A 17304-nucleotide genomic window follows, 5' to 3' on the forward strand; every position below is an offset into this window, starting at 1 on the left:
ACGCCGCGCTCGGCCTCCCGCCGGCGCCACCCAACCGCGTCAGAACACCGAGCCCGCCACCAGGTAGCCGTAGTGGCGGCCGTTGGTCGGGCGCAGCGGGTCCCCCGCGAAGCCGAAGCCCGGTTCGGTGCGGTTGTACGCCGCGCTCAGCTCCTCGACCGTCGCCCGCGGGTCGCCCGCCGGGCACTTGCCGGTGCTCAGGCACAGCGCGACGACGCCGGTGACGGCCGGGCTCGCGAAGCTCGTGCCGGAGCCGGCGCGGTAGGCCCCGCCGGGGGCGGTGGAGGTGATGCACACCCCGGGCGCGGCGATCGTGTGGTCGCTGTCCGCCGAGGTGGCGAAGTTGGAGAAGGGCGCCGCGGCGTCGTCCGTGGTGCCCGCCCGCAGCGGGGTGGACCCGCAGGTCGTGGCCTTCGACAGACCACCCGGGCGGCCGTCCAGGTCGGCCATGGCGGTCACGGTGAGCACCTCGTCGTAGGCCGCCGGGATGGTCTTCGCGACGTCGCTCGTCGAGTTGCCGGCGGCGACGACGTAGGCCACCCCCGCGTCCACCGACCCGCACACGGCCGCGTGCACGGCGTCGCCGTTGGCGTCGCCGCACTGGCCGTCGTCGGCGCCCGGGCCGGCGATGGACATGTTGGCGACGGCGATGTCGTTGCTCGGGTCGGCGTCGGTGCGGGTGGAGGTCACCCAGTCGATGGCGCACACCAGCGCCGCGTTGCTGATCATCCCGGCCGAGTCCACGACCCGCGCGGACCACACCCGCGCCCCGGGGGCGGTACCGACGACGCCGACGGCGTTGTCCCGGGCCGCGGCCACCCCGGCGACCATCGTGCCGTGGCCGATGCTGTCGCTGAGCGCGTTGCCGGGCACCTGGAGGGAGCCGCTGGAGCAGTCGACGCCGCCGCGCACGTTGAGGTCCGGGTGCCCGGCATCCACCCCGGAGTCGATGGTGGCGATGTTGATCCCGACGGCGCCGGAGCCGTTGCCGGCGCGGGTGCTGGACCGGTCGGCGCCGATGCGCCGCACCTGGGTGGGCACCGTCTGGGCCGCGGGCGCGGCTTGGGCGTCGGCGGGCAGGCGCCACGTGCGGTTCGGCGTGACGAACGCGACCGCCGGGTCCTGGCGCAGGTGGGCCGCCTCCGCCGCGGTCATCGTGGCGGTGTAGCCCTTGAGGGCGCTGCGGAACTCCTCCGCCGGCCGGACCCCGTACTGCCGGCTCTGCGTCTCGGCGAGCGCGGGCACGCTGCCGGCGGCGCGGGAGAGGACGACGATGTACTCGCCCTCCCCGCCGGCGGCGCGGGCCGGCCCGGCGAGCAGGCCGGCGAGGACCAGCGGCACCGCGAGGAGCAGGGCGGTCACGGCCCGGGTCCGGGGCGCGCGGCGGCGCCCCCTCGCTGCTGCCATGGGTCGGCCCCCTCCACGCGACGCTGCGACACCCCAGCGTCACCGGGCCGACGCGCCAGGGGCAAGCCGTCCGGTGGAGGTTGCGGGCCCGGGCGGCGGCGCCGCGGGCTCGGTAGGGGGCGCCACCCCTACCGGTGCCCGCGCCGGGGTGACCCGGTGGGGCGACGTTCCGGGCCGGCGGGACGGCGCCGCCGCCCCAGGCGCGCCGCCTAGACTTCCCGCGTGACCCCGCCCGAGCCCGGCACCGCGCCCGAACCGGACACCGTGCGCGACCCCGGCGCAGCGCGCGACCCGGGCCGCGTGCCCCTGCCGGACGCGGGTAGCCCGACGGCCGGCGCGGGACGCGCGCCGGAGACGGCCCAGATCCCGGGCGGTGCGCGGACCGTGCTGCGCCGCAGCCTGCGTGAGCGCGAGGGCACGACGGCGCCGGCGCACCGGGCCGCGCCGGACCACGCGGCGGGCCCCACCACGCCGGAGCACCCGGTGACGCCGGAGCACCCGACGACGCCCGACCGCCCCGTGGGCCCCACCACGCCGGACCACCCGACGGTCGAGCCTCCCGGGGCGACGGCCCCCGCCACGCCGCCCTCCGCCGTCGACCTCGAGAACGACCTGCGCGGCCGGCTCGGCCTGCGCACCCTCGGCGCCAGGCTCGACCCGACGGCGGCGCTGTGGGGCTGGCTCGGGCCGGTGCTCGTCACCGTGCTGGCCGGCGTCATGCGCCTGGTGAACCTCAACCACCCCAGCCGGCTCATCTTCGACGAGACGTACTACGTCAAGCAGGCCTACTCGATGCTCGTCCTCGGCTACGAGGGCGAGTGGGCGGAGAACGCCAACCCCGGCTTCGCCCGCGGGGACTACTCCGGCCTGTCCACCCGGGCCGACTACGTGGTCCACCCCTCGGTGGGCAAGTGGATGATCGCCGCCGGCATCAAGCTCTTCGGCGCCGACAACGGCGCCGGCTGGCGGCTCGCCGCCGCGGTGGTGGGCACGCTGTCGGTGCTCATCCTCGCGCGGATGGCCACCCGGCTCTTCGGCTCGGCCCTGCTGGGCACGACGGCGGGGCTGCTGCTCGCCGTCGACGGCCTGCACCTGACCGAGTCGCGCACCTCCCTGCTCGACATCTTCCTGATGTTCTGGGTCCTCGTCGGGCTGTGGTGCGTCCTGCGGGACCGGGACTGGAGCCGGGCCCGGCTCGCCCGGCGCCTGGCCGCGCAGCGGGCCGCCGGGCCGGTCGGGGACGACCTGGGCCCGCGCCTGGGGGTGCGGTGGTGGCTGGTCGCAGCCGGCGTCGCCCTCGGCCTGGCGTGCGGGGTGAAGTGGTCGGGCATCTACGCCGTGGCGGTCTTCGGCGTCATGGTCTTCGTGTGGGACACCGCCGCGCGCCGGGCGGTGGGCGTGCGGCCCTGGCTGGGCGCCGGCGTGCTGCGCGGCGGCGTGCCCGCCTTCGTCGCGCTCGTGCCCGTCGCGGCGCTGACCTACCTCGCCACCTGGTTCTCCTGGTTCACCCACCCCGACTCCTACCGGCGCCAGTGGGCCGCCGACCTGCGCGCGAGCGGGGCGCCGGTCCCCCGCGGCTGGCTGCCCGACGCGCTGAACTCCTGGTGGGAGTACCACCTGGCGATGTGGCAGTTCCACAACAACCTCGAGTCCAAGCACGCCTATCAGTCCCAGCCGGCGGGCTGGCTGCTGCAGCTGCGCCCGACGTCGATGTACTGGCCCGACCCGGCGCCGCCGCCGGAGGCGTGCGGGGCCAAGCGGTGCGTGGAGGCGGTGCTAGCCGTGGGCAACCCGATCATCTGGTGGCTGGCCGCGGCGGCGCTGCTCGTGCTGGTCTACCTCGCGGTGCGCGGGCGGGACTGGCGCGCCTGGCTCATCCTCGCCGGCTACGGCGCCATGTACCTGCCGTGGCTGGGCTACGCCCACCGCACGATCTTCACCTTCTACGCCGTGGCGTTCGTGCCCTACGTGGTGCTGTGCCTGACGTTCGTCCTGGGCTGGGCGATGGGGATCGTGCGCCTGCCGCGCGAGGTGCCGCTGCCCTGGCGCCGACGCGCCGCCGTGGCGGGCGGTCCCGCGGGGCCCGGCCCGGCACTCGACGACGGCGCGCCCGCCCTCCCCATGGCCCCTGCACCCTCGCGCCTCGCCCGGTTCGTCAGCGACGACGGCGCCGTCCAGCCCACCCCGCGCGCCTGGCTGCTGTGGGGCGTGGTGGTCGGGCTCGCCGTCGTCGCCGCGGTGTTCTTCTGGCCGATCTGGACCGGCCAGACCGTCTCCTACGACGCCTGGCGGCTGCGCATGTGGCTGCCCAGCTGGATCTGACCGCCACCCGACCGGGTGGCGATACTGGGGCGCTGCCGAGGCAGCGGACGACGACACAGAAGGAGCTTCGATGAGTGCCACCGTGCGCGGCGCGCGCGTCCTGGTCACCGGCGCCACCCGCGGGATGGGCCGGCTCTTCGCCGAGCGGGCCGCCGCGGAGGGGGCCGCCGCCCTCGTGCTGTGGGGCCGCGACGCCACCGCCCTGGACGCGGTGGCCGCCGCCGTCGCCCGCCCGGGGCTGCGGGTGCGCACCGACGTCGTCGACCTGGCCGACCCCGACGTCCTCGACGCCGCCGCCCGCGCCGTCCTCGCCGACCTCGGCGCCGTCGACGTGCTCGTCAACAACGCCGGGGTGATCACTTCGAGCGGGTACTTCTGGGAGCAGGACCCCGCCGAGGCCGGGCACACCCTGCGGGTCAACACGGCCGCGCCGATGCGGCTGGTCAGCCACGTGCTCCCGGCCATGATCGCCGACGGCGGCCGGCCCAAGCGGATCCTCAACGTCGCCTCGGCGGCCGGGCTCGTGCCCAACCCGCGCATGAGCGTCTACGCCGCCAGCAAGGCGGCCCTGCTGACCTGGTCGGACACGGTGCGCCTGGAGCTGGAGCAGGCCGGGCACGCTCACGTGGCGGTGACGACGTTCAGCCCGTCCTACGTGAACACCGGGATGTTCGCCGGCATCCGGCCGATCCTGCTCACCCCGACGCTGAGCCCGGAGCGGGCGGTGGACCGCGCCTGGCGGGCCATGCTCGCCGGCCACGCGCACGTCATCACCCCGGCCACCGTGCACATCGCGCGCGCCGCGCGCGGGCTGCTGCCGCCGCGCGCGTGGGATCGCATGGCCCGCGCCTTCGGCGTGCACCGGTCGATGGAGGGCTTCACCGGCCGCTGAGCCTGCGGGCCCCGGTCGCCGCGGGCCGCGGTCGCCGCGGGCCGCGGGGAGCCGGGCCGCCGTCAGGACCGGGTGACCCAGACCGCCTCGGCGGCGGCCAGGCCCACCTCCTGCGGGCCCTCCCGGCCGGCCACCTGCACCGACAGCGTGCCGGCGAAGTCCTTGCGCTCGAGGACGACGAGCTCGGTGTCGAGGGCGACGCCGAGCTCGGCGAAGTAGCGCAGCACCTGGGGGTCGGTGTCGGAGATGCGGGCCACGCGCACCGCGCCGCCCTCGACCAGGTGCAGCGGGCTGGCCGGCGGCGTCGGCACCTGCCCGTCCCGGGTGGGGATGGGATCGCCGTGCGGGTCCCGGCGGGGGTGGCCCAGCCGGGCGTCGAGGGCGTCGATGAGCCGGTCGGAGACGGCGTGCTCGAGTACCTCGGCCTCCTCGTGCACCTCGTCCCACTCGTAGCCCAGCTCGGCGACGAGGAACGTCTCGATGATGCGGTGCCGGCGCACCATGGCCAGCGCCGCCGTCCGCCCCGCCGCGGTGAGCTCGATGGCGCCGTAGCGGGCGTGGGTGAGCAGCCCGGCGGCGGTGAGCTTCTTGACCGCCTCGGAGACGGTGGACGGGGAGAAGCCCATGCGGCGGGCGAGCAGCGTGGTGGTCACCGGGTCGTCGGACCACTCCTGTGCCGACCAGATGACCTTCAGATAGTCCTGGTTGGCCGCCGTCAGATCCTTCTCCACGGCGCTCACGGTACGCGAGGACGCGCGGCGGACGACGGCGAGCCGGGCCGGCGGTGGTGTGGTTCACTTGGCCCCGGCAAAGTTTTCGGTTCACCGAACGGCGAAGTTTCGGGGAGGGGAAGCATGGCGTCGGACGTCCTCGCCCGGCCCCGCACGCGGCGGGTCCTCCCGCTGCTCGGCCCGGCCTTCGTCGCCGCGATCGCCTACGTCGATCCGGGCAACGTGGCCGCGAACATCACCGCGGGGGCGCGGTACGGGTACCTGCTCGTGTGGGTGCTCGTCACCGCGAGCGCGATGGCCGTCCTCGTCCAGTACCAGTCGGCCAAGCTGGGCCTGGTCACCGGGCAGACGCTGCCGGCGCTGGTCGGCCGGCGGCTGCGCCGGCGCGGCCGGCTGGCCTTCTGGGCGCAGGCGGAAGTGGTGGCCGCGGCGACCGACCTGGCGGAGATCATCGGCGGGGCCATCGCCCTGCACCTGCTGTTCGGCATGCCGCTGCTGCTGGGCGGGCTGATCGTCGGCCTCGTGTCCATGGTGATCCTGGCCGTGCAGGACCGCTACGGCCAGCGCCGCTTCGAGTCGGTCATCGTGGGCCTGCTGGCCGTCATCACCATCGGGTTCCTCGCCGGCCTGGTGGTGGACCCGCCGGCGCCGGGCGACGTCGCCGCCGGGCTGGTCCCCCGCTTCGCCGGCACGGACAGCGTGCTGCTGGCCACGAGCATGCTCGGCGCGACCGTGATGCCCCACGCCATCTACGTCCACTCCGCCCTCGCCCGGGACCGGCACGGGCGCGCCGCGGACCCCGAGCGCAAGGTCCACCTGCTGCGCGCGACCCGCTGGGACGTCATCGGCGCGCTCGGCGTGGCCGGGGTCGTCAACATCGCGATGCTGCTGCTGGCCGCCACCAGCCTGCGCGGCCACCCCGGCACCGACACCATCGAGGGCGCCCACGCCGCCGTCGTCGAGGCCCTGGGCCCGGGCATCGGGCTGGTCTTCGCCATCGGCCTGCTCGCCTCCGGCCTGGCCTCGACGTCGGTGGGGTGCTACGCCGGCGCGACGATCATGCAGGGGCTGCTGCGCCGCAACATCCCGCTGCTGGCACGCCGGGCGATCACCATGATCCCCGCGCTGGTGCTGCTCGGCCTGGGCGTGGAGCCGACCTGGGCGCTGGTGGTCAGCCAGGTGGTGCTCAGCTTCGGCATCCCCTTCGCGCTCGTCCCGCTGCTGGCGCTGACCAGCGACCGGCGGCTCATGGGGGCGGCGGTCAACCGCCCGGCCGTGCGGTGGGCGCTGACGGCGATCGTGCTGCTCGTCGCCGTGCTCAACCTCGTGCTCATCGCGCTGACGCTCACCGGCCGCTGACCGGCGCGGCTCAGGCGAGCGGGTCGGCGATGCCCACGTAGACCGTCTCGAGGTACTCCTCGATGCCCTCGTGGGCGCCCTCGCGGCCCACGCCGGACTGCTTGACCCCGCCGAACGGCGCCGCCGGGTTGGAGATCACCCCGGAGTTCAGGCCGAGCATGCCGGTCTCGAGCACCTCGGCCATGCGCAGGCCGCGGTCGAGGCTGCGGGTGAAGACGAAGGAGATCAGCCCGTACTCGGTGTCGTTGGCCAGCCGCACCGCCTCGGCCTCGTCGGCGAAGGTGGTGAGGGAGACGACCGGGCCGAAGATCTCCTCCCGGTGCAGCCGGGCGTCGGCGTCGGCCCCCCGCAGCACGGTGGCCGGGTAGAACCAGCCGGGCCCGTCGGACACCTCCCCGCCGAGCAGCACGTCAGCGCCGTGGGCGACGGCGTCGTCGACCAGCTCGGCGACCTTGTCGCGCTGCTTGGCCTCCACGAGCGGGCCGAGGGTGACGCCGTCCTCCACGCCCGCGCCCATCCGGACCCCGCGCACCTTCTGGACGAGCTTGGCGGTGAACTCCTCGGCGACCGCCTCGTGGACGAGGAACCGGTTCGCCGCCGTGCACGCCTCCCCGCCGTTGCGGAACTTCGCGGCCATGGCGCCGGCGACGGCGGCGTCGACGTCGGCGTCCTCGAAGACGAGGAAGGGGGCGTTGCCGCCGAGCTCCATCGAGGTGCGCAGCACCTGCTCGGAGGCGTCGGCCAGCAGCGAGCGGCCCACCGGGGTGGAGCCGGTGAAGGACAGCTTGCGGGTGCGCGGGTCCTTGAGCAGCGGCCCCGTGGTCGCGCCGGCGTGGGTGGTGGGGATGATGTTGAGGACGCCGGCGGGCACCCCGGCCTCCGCGAGCACCTCGGTGAGCAGCAACGCCGTCAGCGGCGTGAGCTGGGCGGGCTTGAGCACCACGGTGCAGCCGGCCGCGAGCGCCGGGCCGATCTTGCGGGTGCCCATGGCCAGGGGAAAGTTCCACGGCGTGATGAGCACGCAGGGCCCCACGGGCCGCTTGGTGACCAGGACGCGGGACTTGCCGTCGGTGGCGGAGTTGTACCGGCCGGCGACGCGCACCGCCTCCTCGGAGAACCACCGGAAGAACTCGGCGCCGTAGGTGGTCTCGCCCTTGGCCTCGGCCAGCGGCTTGCCCATCTCGAGGGTCATGAGCAGCGCGAAGTCGTCCGCCCGGGCGGTGATGGCCTCGAAGGCCCGGCGCAGGATCTCCCCGCGCTCGCGCGGGGCGGTGCGCGCCCAGCCCGCCTGGGCGCGGTGGGCGGCGTCGAGGGCGGCCATGGCGTCCTCGGGCCCGGCGTCGGCCACGGTGGTGAGCACCTCGCCGGTGGCGGGGTTCTCCACGTCGAACCGCTTGCCGCTCGCGGCGGGGCGCCAGGCGCCGTCGATGTAGAGGTCGGTGTGCAGGGACTCCAGCAGCTCGTCCTGCCGGGGGTGGTGCGTGGTCAGCTGGTCGGTCATCGTCTCGCTCTCCCTCGCGTCGCTTCGAGGCTACGGCGACTTGCGGCGAGCGGCAGGCCGAGGGCGGTCCCGAAAGGGGCATACTGGTCGCCAGCATCGCCCTGCCCCGGGGGGCCCCGTCGCCGTCGCCGCCCGGGTGCCTGACCTGGGCGTGGTACCGCCGAGGCAGGAGCAGGACGATGAGCTTTCCCTCCCCCCACGGCCGTCCCCTGCGCGCGGGCCTGCTGCTGGCCGGCATCGTGCTCGTGGCGGCCAACCTGCGCCCGGTCATCACGGCCGTCGGGCCCGTGCTGCCGCTCATGGGCGCGGACACCGGCCTCTCCCCCGCCGCCCTGGGGCTGCTCGCGGCCGTGCCGGTCGCCGGCTTCGGGCTCGTCTCGCCGGTGGTGCACCCGCTGGCGGAGCGGTTCGGCATGGAGCGGGTGGTGCTCGCCGCGATGGTCGTGCTGGGCGTGGGCACGGTGGTGCGCTCCTTGCCCGGCTCCGCGGCGCCGCTGTGGGTGGGCACCGCGCTCATCGGGGCCTCGATCGCCGTGGGCAACGTGCTGCTGCCGGTGGCGGTGAAGAAGGACTTCCCGCTGCGGCTGACCGTGGTGACGGGCGTGTACATCGCCGTCCAGTCCGTCTTCGCCGGCCTGGCCTCGGGGTTCGCGATGCCGGTCGCCGCGGCGACGTCCTGGCGGGTGGCCCTGGGGCTGTGGATCGTGCTCGTCGTGGCCGCGATCGTGGTGTGGCTGCCGCGCCTGCGGTCCGGGCGGGACGTCCGGGTGGTCACCCACCGGCCGCGGACGGCCGGCGCCCCGGTGTGGCGCTCGGGGCTCGCCTGGCAGGTCGCGGTGTACATGGGGCTGCAGTCGACCGTGTACTACACGCTCGTGAACTGGCTGCCGACGCTGGAGCACGACACCGGCGTGAGCCCCGTGGCGGCGGGGTGGCACCTCTTCCTCTACATGTTCGCCGCGATCGCCTCGAACCTCGCGGCCCCGGCGCTCATGCGCGTCGGCGGCGACCAGCGCTTCGCGTCCACGCTCATGCCCGTCCTGATGATCACCGGGATGGTGGGCCTGGTCCTCGTGCCCGGGCTGGTCGTGCTCTGGGTGACGCTCGTGGGTCTGGGCTCGGGCGGCTCGATCGTCATCGCCATGTCCCTGGTGGGGCTGCGCTCGCCGGACCACCCCACCGCGAGCCGGCTGTCGTCCATGGCGCAGGGGGTGGGCTACGGCTCCGCCGCCGCGGGGGTGCTCCTCGCTGGCGTGCTGCGCGACCTCACGGGGCCCGGGCCCCTGCTGCTGCTCTGCCTCGCCGGGGTCACGGTCGCGCAGTTCGTGCTGGGGCTCGGCGTGGGGCGCAACCGGGTGCTGGCGGCCTGAGCCCCTCCGGCGCCGGGCCGCCCGGGCGGGCGTTGGCGAAGCGGGCCCGATGGGCACACCACCGGCCCGCGGCGCGGTCAGGCGCCGGGCGCGGTGACCAGCCCCTCGGCGACCATCCAGTCCAGCGCCACGTCGGCCGGCTCCTCGCCGTCGACGTCGACGCGGGCGTTGAGGTCGATCAGCAGCTCGTCGGTCAGCAGCGGGGTGATCGACTCGAAGACCTCGGCGATCTGCGGGGCCTCCTCGAGCGTGTCCGTGCGCACCACGGCGGCGACGTTGTAGGACGGGAAGTACTGCTCGTCGTCGTCGAGGACGGTGAGGTCGAGCGCGAGGATGCGCCCGTCGGTCGTGAAGATCTCGCCGAAGTTGCACGCCCCCGCCGCGGTGGCCGCGTAGATGGCGCCGGTGTCCATCACCTTGATGTTCTCGGCGGGCACCCCGGCGGGGTCACCGAGCGGGATGCCGTAGTGCTCGAGCATGGGCTCGAGGCCGTCGTCCCGGCTGCGGAACTCGCTCTCCACGCAGAACGTGCGCTCCTCCACCGGCAGGTCGGCGACCTGCGAGAGCGCGGCGATGCCGAGCCCGGCGGCGGCGTCGGGGCCCATGGCGAAGCCGTAGGTGTTGTTCATGGGGGCGGGCGGCAGCCAGGTGAGCCCGTTCTCGAGATCCGCCTCGTGGACGGCGCGCCACTGCTGCTCACGGTCGGGGATGCCCGTCTGGCCCATGTAGGCCACCCAGGCGGTGCCGGTGTACTCCCACCCCATGTCGACGTCGCCGGCGAGCTGGCCCTCGCGGGAGGCCACCGAGCCGGGGATGTTGGTGGAGTCGGTGACCTGGAAGCCGGCGGCGCGCAGCGCGAGGACGGCGATCTTGCCGAGGATGAGCTGCTCGCTGAAGTTCTTCGACCCCACGGTCACCGCGACGTCCTCGGCGCCGTCGACCGGGGTGATGCTGCCCGGGTCCACGGCCGGGACGTATCCGGTGGCCGGCTGGAGCCCGCAGGCGGCGAGCAGGGCGGCGGAGGCCGCCGCGGCGGCGGCCAGCAGGCGGGTGCGTCGAGACATCACAGTCCTCGGGGGCGGGCCACGTGCTCCACCACGCGCCCCAGCCAGTCGATGAGCAGGGCCAGCAGCGCTACCAGGAGGGCGCCGGAGACGAGCAGGTTGGGCAGGTACAGGTTGATCCCCGTGGTGATGAGGATCCCCAGGCCGCCGCCGTTGATGAACACGGCGAGCGTGGCGGTGCCGACGAGCAGCACCAGGGCGGTGCGCACCCCGGCCAGGATCACCGGGACGGCCAGCGGCAGCTCCACGCGCAGCAGGACGGCCAGGGCGGTCATGCCCATGCCGCGGCCGGCCTCGACGAGCCGGTCGTCCACGCCGCCGAGGCCGACCATCGTGTTGCGCAGCACCGGCAGCACCGCGTAGGCCACCAGGGCGACGACGGCGGTGCCCGGGCCGAAGCCCAGCCACATGGCCAGCAGGACGACGAGGCCGATCGCCGGGGCCGCCTGGCCGACGTTGGCGACGGCGATGACCGGGCCGGCCAGCCGGCGGAACGGCCGGCGGGTGAGCAGGACGCCCAGCGGGACCGCGATGGCGACCACGAGGGCGGCGGAGACGAAGGTCAGGCGCAGGTGCTCGGCGACGGCCGGGCCCAGGGCGCCCCACGACAGCGGGCGCCGCTCGATCGCGGTGAGCTCCGCCGTCGAGAGCCACAGGACGTAGGCGGCCAGGGCGACGGCGATCAGCACGGGCTGGCGCAGCAGGGTGCGCCAGGGGCGGGCGCCCTCGGCCGCGTCGAGCTCGGCCTGCGCCTCGCCGGCCTGCCCGGCCGCGGCCGCCGCCGTGGCCTCGTCCTCGACCCGGGCCGTGGAGGTGGCGGTCACGGCTGCCCCTCCTCGTCGGGGGTCATGAACGACATGACGGTCTTGACGGTGACCAGGCCGAGGTAGGTGTCGCGCCGGCCGGTGACGATCACGCCGTTCTGGGAGGCGGTGAGCATCGCGTCGAGCGCCTCGCTGAGGCTGGCGTGCCGGCCCAGCGCGGGCAGGTTCTCGTCCAGCTCGCCGGTGAGGGTGCCCGTGCCCTCGAGCTGGGCGAGCGGGTGCCAGCGCAGCGGGCGGTTGCGCTCGTCGACGACGACCACCGAGCGGTAGCCGGCCGCGCGGGCCCGGGCCACCGCCTCGTCGGCGGGCGTGCCCACCCGGGCGGTGACGCCGGGGCGCAGCTCGACGTCGCCCAGCCGGGTCAGGGACAGGGTCTTGAGGGAGGCGCCGGAGCCGATGAAGTCGGCGACGAACTCCTCGGCGGGGTTGGCCAGGATCTCCGCCGGGGTGTCGAGCTGGACCACGCGGGCGCCGACGTCGAGGATCGCGATGCGGTCGCCGAGCTTCACGGCCTCGTCGAAGTCGTGCGTGACGATGACGATCGTCTTGCCGAGCTCCTCCTGGATGCTGAGCAGCTCGTCCTGGAGGCGCTGGCGGGTGATGGGGTCGACGGCGCCGAAGGGCTCGTCCATGAGCAGGACGGGCGGGTCCGCGGCCAGGGCGCGGGCCACGCCGACGCGCTGCTGCTGACCGCCGGAGAGCTCGCGCGGGTAGCGGTCGCGGTAGGCGTCGGGGTCCAGGCCCACCAGGTCCAGCAGCTCGTCGACGCGGGCCCGGGTGCGGTCCTTGTCCCACTTGAGCAGGCCCGGCACCAGGGCGACGTTGTCGCCGACGGTCATGTGCGGGAACAGTCCGCCGGCCTGGATGACGTACCCGATCCGCCGGCGCAGCCGGTCGGCGTCGATGCTGGTGACGTCCTCGCCGTCGAGCACGACCCGGCCCGAGGACGGCTCGATGAGCCGGTTGATCATCTTCAGCGTGGTCGTCTTGCCGCACCCGGACGGGCCGACGAGCACGAGGATCTCCCCGGCGCGGATGTCCAGGTCGATGGTGTCCACCGCGGGGCGTGGCTGGCCGGGGTACTGCTTGGTCACGCCCTGCAGCTGGATGGCGGCGCCGGTGGTGGCCGTCGCCGTGGGTGCGGTGGTGGTCTCAAGCACGGATCCCCCTGGGGATGGTCAGGCGGCCGACGAGCACGAGGAGCAGGTCGACCACGAGTGCGATGACGACGACGGCGATGGTGCCGGTCAGCGCGGAGTACACGGCGTTCGCGCCGCCCAGGCGGGCCAGGCCGGAGAAGATGAAGCCGCCCAGCCCCGGGCCCAGCACGTAGGCGGCGATGGCGGCGATGCCCATGACCATCTGGGTAGACACCCGGATGCCGGCGAGGATGACGGGCCAGGCGAGGGGCAGCTCCACGCGCACCAGCGCACCCAGCCGGCTCATGCCGATGGCGCGCGCGGCCTCCACGTGCCGGGCGTCGACCCCCGCCAGGCCCACGACGGCGTTGCGCAGGATCGGCAGGGCGGCGTAGAAGGTCACCGCGATCACCGCGGAGAGGACCCCGAAGCCGAACGGCGCGACCAGCATGCCGAGCAGCGCGAACGACGGGATCGTCAGGCCGACGGCGGAGACGGAGTTCGCCACCGAGGCGAACCGCTCGTTGCGGTACACCACGACGGCGACCAGCATCGCGATCACGGTCGCCAGCGCGACGCACTGGATCACCAGGCTCGCGTGCTGGTACGACAGGAAGAGGATCTGGTCACTTCGCTCGACCACGTACTCCCACACGGGCGTCTTCCCCTTCGGATGGACGGAACGCCCAGCCACATTAGGGGAAACATCGGTCAAAAACCACTTAACGGTCAAAGTCGGGCAAAGCCGAGGCCCGGGGAGCGGCGGATCATCTGCGCCGTGAGGCCGCGCGGTCGCGGCGCGATCAGCGGCGGAGGAGCCCGCGTCCGGGGCTCAGCGGCGAAGGAGCCCGCGTCCGGGGCTCAGCGGCGGATGAGGCCGCGTCCGGTGGCGGCGGCCACCGCCGCGGTCCGGGAGTCGACGCCGAGCTTGGTGTAGATGTGCGCGAGGTGGGACTTCACGGTGGCCTGGCTGAGGAACAGCAGCCGGCTGATCTGCTGGTTCGAGTGCCCCTGGGCCACGAGCTGGAGCACCTCCGTCTCGCGGCGGGTCAGCGCCTCCCCCGGCGCCCGCACCCGGTCCATGAGCCGCATCGCGACGGCGGGCGCCAGCACGGACCGGCCGGTCGCCGCCGCCCGCACGGCCGCCGCGAGCTCCTCCGGCGGGGCGTCCTTGAGGAGGTAGCCGGTGGCGCCGGCCTCGATGGCGGCCAGCACGTCGGCGTCGGTGTCGTAGGTGGTGAGCACCAGCACCTGGGGCCCGCCGGGGCGGCCGGTGATGGCGGCGATGGCCTCCGACCCGTGCATCCCGCCGCCGAACTGCAGGTCCATGAGCACGACGTCGACGTCGAGCCGGCGCGCCAGCTCGACCGCCGCCTCCGCCGTGGCCGCCTCGGCGACCACCGCGAAGTCCGGCTCGGTCTCCAGCACCGCGCGCAGGCCGGCACGCACGATCGGGTGGTCGTCGGCGAGCAGCAGCCGGACGGTGGCGCTCATGCCCGCGCCCCGCGGGCCTCGGCGACCGCGCCGACCGGCAGCGTCACCGACACCGCCGTGCCGGCGCCCGGCGCGGACTCGACCACGAGGACCCCGCTCAGGGCCTGGGCGCGCGCCCGCATCGCCGCCAGGCCGAAGCCCCGCTCCCCGGCCGTCGCGGGGCGTGCCGCGGCGTCGAACCCGGCGCCGTCGTCGACGACGTCGAGAGCCACCTCGTCGTCCATGTAGCTCAGGGTGACCGTGATCCGGGTGGCGTGCGCGTGCTCGACGGCGTTGGCGACGGCGGACTGGGCGATCCGCAGCAGCGCCACCTCGTGCGCGGTGGGCAGCGGCGTCGGGTCGCCCGAGACCCGGCAGCCGACCGCGACGCCGGACGAGGCCGACGCGGTCGCCGTCAGCCGCTCGAGCGCGGTGGGCAACGACCCGGACTCGAGGTCGGGCGGGGACCAGTCGCGGACGAAGCGGCGCGCCTCGGCGAGGTTGTCCGCCGCCGCCTGCCGGGCCTGCCGCACGTGGCCGAGCGCGGCCTCGGGCCGGTCGGGCAGGGCGCGCTCGGCCGCCCGGAGCAGCAGCTGGATGCTGGAGAGACCCTGGGCGAGGGTGTCGTGGATCTCCCGGGCCAGGCGCTCCCGCTCGGAGAGCGCCCCGGCGGCGTGCTCGGCGGCCGCCAGGTGGGCGCGGGTGGCGGTGAGGTCCTCGATGAGGCGGCGGCGCTCGTCGCTCTCGCGGTACAGCGCCTCGTACCCGAGCACGGTCGCGACCGCGACGGCGGCGCCGAGGACCGGCCCGATGACCATCGCCGCGGTGATCGCGTGCTGGTGCCAGCCGAAGCCGGCGACGGCGAGCGCCGTCGTCGTCGCCACCGCGGCCAGGCCCCACCGGCGGGGCAGCAGGTGCATCTGGAGGAAAAAGAGCGGGAAGGCCAGCCAGATCCCGTCCGGGGAGAGGACGAGCAGCACCAGCCAGGCGACCCCGACCGCCGCCAGCCACCCCGACGCCGCGGCCCGCGAGCGGCGCACCGCCGGCAGGACCGAGCCCGAGGCGTAGATCCCCGCGAGGACCACCGCCGCGGCGACGACGGCGCCCGCCTCCGGGCCACCCGCGCGGACCGCCCGCACCACCGCGAGCGTCAGCAGCGCGGCCACCAGCAGGTGGAGGCAGGCGCGCAGCAGGCGCAGCACGGGGCTCAACGCATCGGGGTTCACAGTCCTCCCAGGCTAGGTCGCCCGCGCTCCGCCCGGCATCGGCCAAAGGGTGGAGGCGCGCGTGCACCCAACGGCCGCACCGGGGCCGCTCGAGGGCCGATGCCCACCTCCCTGCCCGCCCGCGAGGGTGGGAGCACGCCGGCAGACCGCCGGCGCGAACGACGAAGGGACTGCACGTGTACGTCGCCTGGAGAGATCTCCGGTTCGCCCGAGGACGGTTCACCCTGATGGGCACGGTCGTCGTGCTCATCACCGTGCTCGTCGGCCTGGTCTCGGCCCTCACCGCCGGGCTGGCCCGGGAGAGCACCTCCGCCATCACCGACCTGCCCGCCGACCACCTGGCCTTCTCGGCCCCCCAGCCGGGCGAGGACGTGTCCTTCACCGGCTCCCGGCTCGACGAGCCGTCCTGGCGGTCCTGGGCCGCGGTGCCCGGGGTGGTCCGCGCCGACCCGCTGGCCATCGCCACCACCCGCGCCGAGGCCGGGCGGACGGCGAGCGTGTCCGTCTTCGGCGTCGCCCCCGGGTCGCCCCTGGCCCCGGGCACGAGCCCGCGCGACGGCGCCGTCGTCCTCTCCACGGGCGCCGCCAAGGACCTCGACGTGAGCGCGGGTGACACCGTGACGATCGGCGGGCACGCGCTGCGGGTCGGCGCGGTCGGCGGCGAGGCGTCCTACAGCCACACGCCGGTGGTGTGGGCGACCCTCGCCGACGCCGCGCGGCTGACCGGGACGCCCGCGGGCGCCGACCTCGCGGCGACCGTCATCGCCCTCCGCACCACCGGGGACGTCGACCTCGCCGCCGCCGACGCGCGGCTCGGCACCCGCACCGTGCCCACCGCCGACGCGGTCACCGCCATCGCCTCGTTCACCTCCGAGAACGGCTCCCTGCAGCTGATGCGGGGCTTCCTGTTCGCCATCTCGGCCCTCGTGATCGGGGCGTTCTTCACCGTCTGGACCATCCAGCGCAGCGCCGACGTCGCCGTCCTCAAGGCGCTCGGGGCCTCCACCGGCTACCTGCTGCGCGACGCCCTCGGGCAGGCGGTCGTCCTGCTCGCGCTGGGCACCGCCGCCGGCGTGGGCATCACCCTCGGTGTCGGCGCGCTGGTCGGGGACGCCGTCCCCGTCGTCCTCGACGCCGGCACGGTGCTCGTGCCCGCTCTCGTGCTGGTCGTCCTGGGGTCGCTCGGCGCGGCCCTGGCGATCCGCCGCATCACCTCCGTCGACCCCCTCACCGCCCTTGGGAGCGCCCGTTGAGCCTGTACCTGTCCCACGTCACCCTCACGTACCCCGATGGCGCCGCGCGCGTCACCGCCCTCGACGACGTCCGCCTCGACGTCCCGGCCGGCAGCCTCACGGCCGTCGTCGGCCCCTCCGGCTCGGGCAAGTCGAGCCTCCTCGCCGTCGCCGCCACGCTCATCACCCCCGACCGCGGGCAGGTGGTCGTCGCCGGGACCGACACGACCGGACTGGGCCGCCCCGAGCTCGCCGCCCTGCGGCGCACCCGGATCGGGATCGTCTTCCAGCAGCCGAACCTGCTGGCCTCCCTCACCGCGGCCGAGCAGCTGCAGGTCATGGCCCACCTCGATCGGCGTGCCCCGCGCACCGTGCGCGCCCGTGCCCTCGAGCTGCTCGACGCCGTCGGGCTCGCCGACCAGGCCGGGCGCCGCCCCCACCAGCTCTCCGGCGGGCAGCGCCAGCGGATCAACATCGCCCGGGCGCTCATGAACGATCCCGACGTCCTCCTCGTCGACGAGCCCACCAGCGCGCTGGACCACGAGCGCGGCGCCGCGATCCTGGACCTGGTCGCGACGCTCACCCGCGAGCGGCGCACCGCCACCGTCCTCGTCACCCACGACGAGTCCCACCTGGGGGTCGCCGACCGCGTGGTGACGATGGTCGACGGGCGCCTGCGGGCGGACACGGTTCCCGCACCCGCCTGAGATCGTCGGGGTGCGCACCCTCGACGCACGGTGTCGGACCGGAGGGTGGCCGTCCGG

Annotated in this window: 15 protein-coding genes; 6 read left to right on the plus strand and 9 right to left on the minus strand. The window is 75.2% G+C overall.

The window, feature by feature from the left end; all coding sequences use genetic code 11:
- Positions 1-39 precede the first annotated feature (39 nt).
- Positions 40-1362 carry a S8 family serine peptidase gene (locus tag GD970_RS11700; RefSeq protein WP_226925301.1) on the minus strand — a complete coding sequence of 441 codons (1323 nt, stop codon included), beginning with the start codon at positions 1360-1362 and terminating at the stop codon, positions 40-42.
- 267 nt (positions 1363-1629) lie between these two features.
- Here GD970_RS11700 and GD970_RS11705 point away from each other — a divergent pair, with 267 nt between their 5' ends.
- Both GD970_RS11705 and GD970_RS11710 read left to right on the plus strand, forming a co-directional pair.
- Complete coding sequence (locus GD970_RS11705) at positions 1630-3729, plus strand: dolichyl-phosphate-mannose--protein mannosyltransferase (protein ID WP_152203076.1); 2100 nt, start codon at positions 1630-1632, stop codon at positions 3727-3729.
- Between the two features lie 70 nt (positions 3730-3799).
- Positions 3800-4621, plus strand: a complete 822-nt coding sequence (locus tag GD970_RS11710; protein ID WP_152203077.1) for an SDR family NAD(P)-dependent oxidoreductase — start codon at positions 3800-3802, stop codon at positions 4619-4621.
- 62 nt (positions 4622-4683) lie between these two features.
- On the opposite strand, the gene GD970_RS11715 is transcribed toward GD970_RS11710, so the two are convergent.
- Complete coding sequence (locus tag GD970_RS11715; RefSeq protein ID WP_282958492.1) at positions 4684-5352, minus strand: metal-dependent transcriptional regulator; 669 nt, start codon at positions 5350-5352, stop codon at positions 4684-4686.
- Between the two features lie 123 nt (positions 5353-5475).
- On the opposite strand from GD970_RS11715, the gene GD970_RS11720 reads away from it, so the two are divergent.
- Entirely contained in the window at positions 5476-6711 is a 1236-nt protein-coding gene (locus GD970_RS11720; RefSeq protein WP_152203079.1) for an Nramp family divalent metal transporter, read from the plus strand.
- A gap of 10 nt (positions 6712-6721) precedes the next feature.
- On the opposite strand, the gene GD970_RS11725 is transcribed toward GD970_RS11720, so the two are convergent.
- Positions 6722-8212 carry an NAD-dependent succinate-semialdehyde dehydrogenase gene (locus tag GD970_RS11725; protein WP_152203080.1) on the minus strand — a complete coding sequence of 497 codons (1491 nt, stop codon included), beginning with the start codon at positions 8210-8212 and terminating at the stop codon, positions 6722-6724.
- 179 nt (positions 8213-8391) lie between these two features.
- Here GD970_RS11725 and GD970_RS11730 point away from each other — a divergent pair, with 179 nt between their 5' ends.
- On the plus strand, positions 8392-9582 hold the full coding sequence (locus GD970_RS11730; RefSeq protein ID WP_152203081.1) for an MFS transporter: 1191 nt from the start codon (positions 8392-8394) through the stop codon (positions 9580-9582).
- Between the two features lie 77 nt (positions 9583-9659).
- Here the strand turns inward: GD970_RS11730 and GD970_RS11735 are convergent, their stop codons facing one another.
- From GD970_RS11735 to GD970_RS11760, 6 genes are all read right to left on the minus strand, one after another.
- Positions 9660-10646: a glycine betaine ABC transporter substrate-binding protein gene (locus GD970_RS11735; protein WP_152203082.1), complete on the minus strand. Its 987-nt coding sequence runs from the start codon at positions 10644-10646 to the stop codon at positions 9660-9662.
- Entirely contained in the window at positions 10646-11470 is an 825-nt protein-coding gene (locus tag GD970_RS11740; protein ID WP_152203083.1) for an ABC transporter permease, read from the minus strand. The genes GD970_RS11735 and GD970_RS11740 overlap by 1 nt, the downstream gene beginning before the upstream one ends.
- A complete protein-coding gene (locus GD970_RS11745) occupies positions 11467-12630 on the minus strand; it encodes an ABC transporter ATP-binding protein (protein WP_152203084.1) in 1164 nt (387 codons plus the stop codon). Before GD970_RS11745 ends, GD970_RS11740 begins: the two co-directional genes overlap by 4 nt.
- Entirely contained in the window at positions 12623-13264 is a 642-nt protein-coding gene (locus GD970_RS11750; RefSeq protein ID WP_152203085.1) for an ABC transporter permease, read from the minus strand. Before GD970_RS11750 ends, GD970_RS11745 begins: the two co-directional genes overlap by 8 nt.
- 206 nt (positions 13265-13470) lie before the next feature.
- Positions 13471-14103 carry a response regulator gene (locus GD970_RS11755; RefSeq protein WP_152203086.1) on the minus strand — a complete coding sequence of 211 codons (633 nt, stop codon included), beginning with the start codon at positions 14101-14103 and terminating at the stop codon, positions 13471-13473.
- On the minus strand, positions 14100-15293 hold the full coding sequence (locus GD970_RS11760; protein WP_226925302.1) for a sensor histidine kinase: 1194 nt from the start codon (positions 15291-15293) through the stop codon (positions 14100-14102). Before GD970_RS11760 ends, GD970_RS11755 begins: the two co-directional genes overlap by 4 nt.
- A 191-nt stretch (positions 15294-15484) precedes the next feature.
- Between GD970_RS11760 and GD970_RS11765 the strand changes: the two genes are divergently transcribed.
- Entirely contained in the window at positions 15485-16561 is a 1077-nt protein-coding gene (locus GD970_RS11765; RefSeq protein WP_152203088.1) for an ABC transporter permease, read from the plus strand.
- Complete coding sequence (locus tag GD970_RS11770) at positions 16558-17247, plus strand: ABC transporter ATP-binding protein (RefSeq protein WP_152203089.1); 690 nt, start codon at positions 16558-16560, stop codon at positions 17245-17247. The genes GD970_RS11765 and GD970_RS11770 overlap by 4 nt, the downstream gene beginning before the upstream one ends.
- The last annotated feature ends 57 nt before the right edge of the window (positions 17248-17304 follow it).

Origin of the sequence: Georgenia thermotolerans (assembly GCF_009193185.1) — a bacterium.
Classification (GTDB): Bacteria; Actinomycetota; Actinomycetes; order Actinomycetales; family Actinomycetaceae; genus Georgenia; species Georgenia thermotolerans.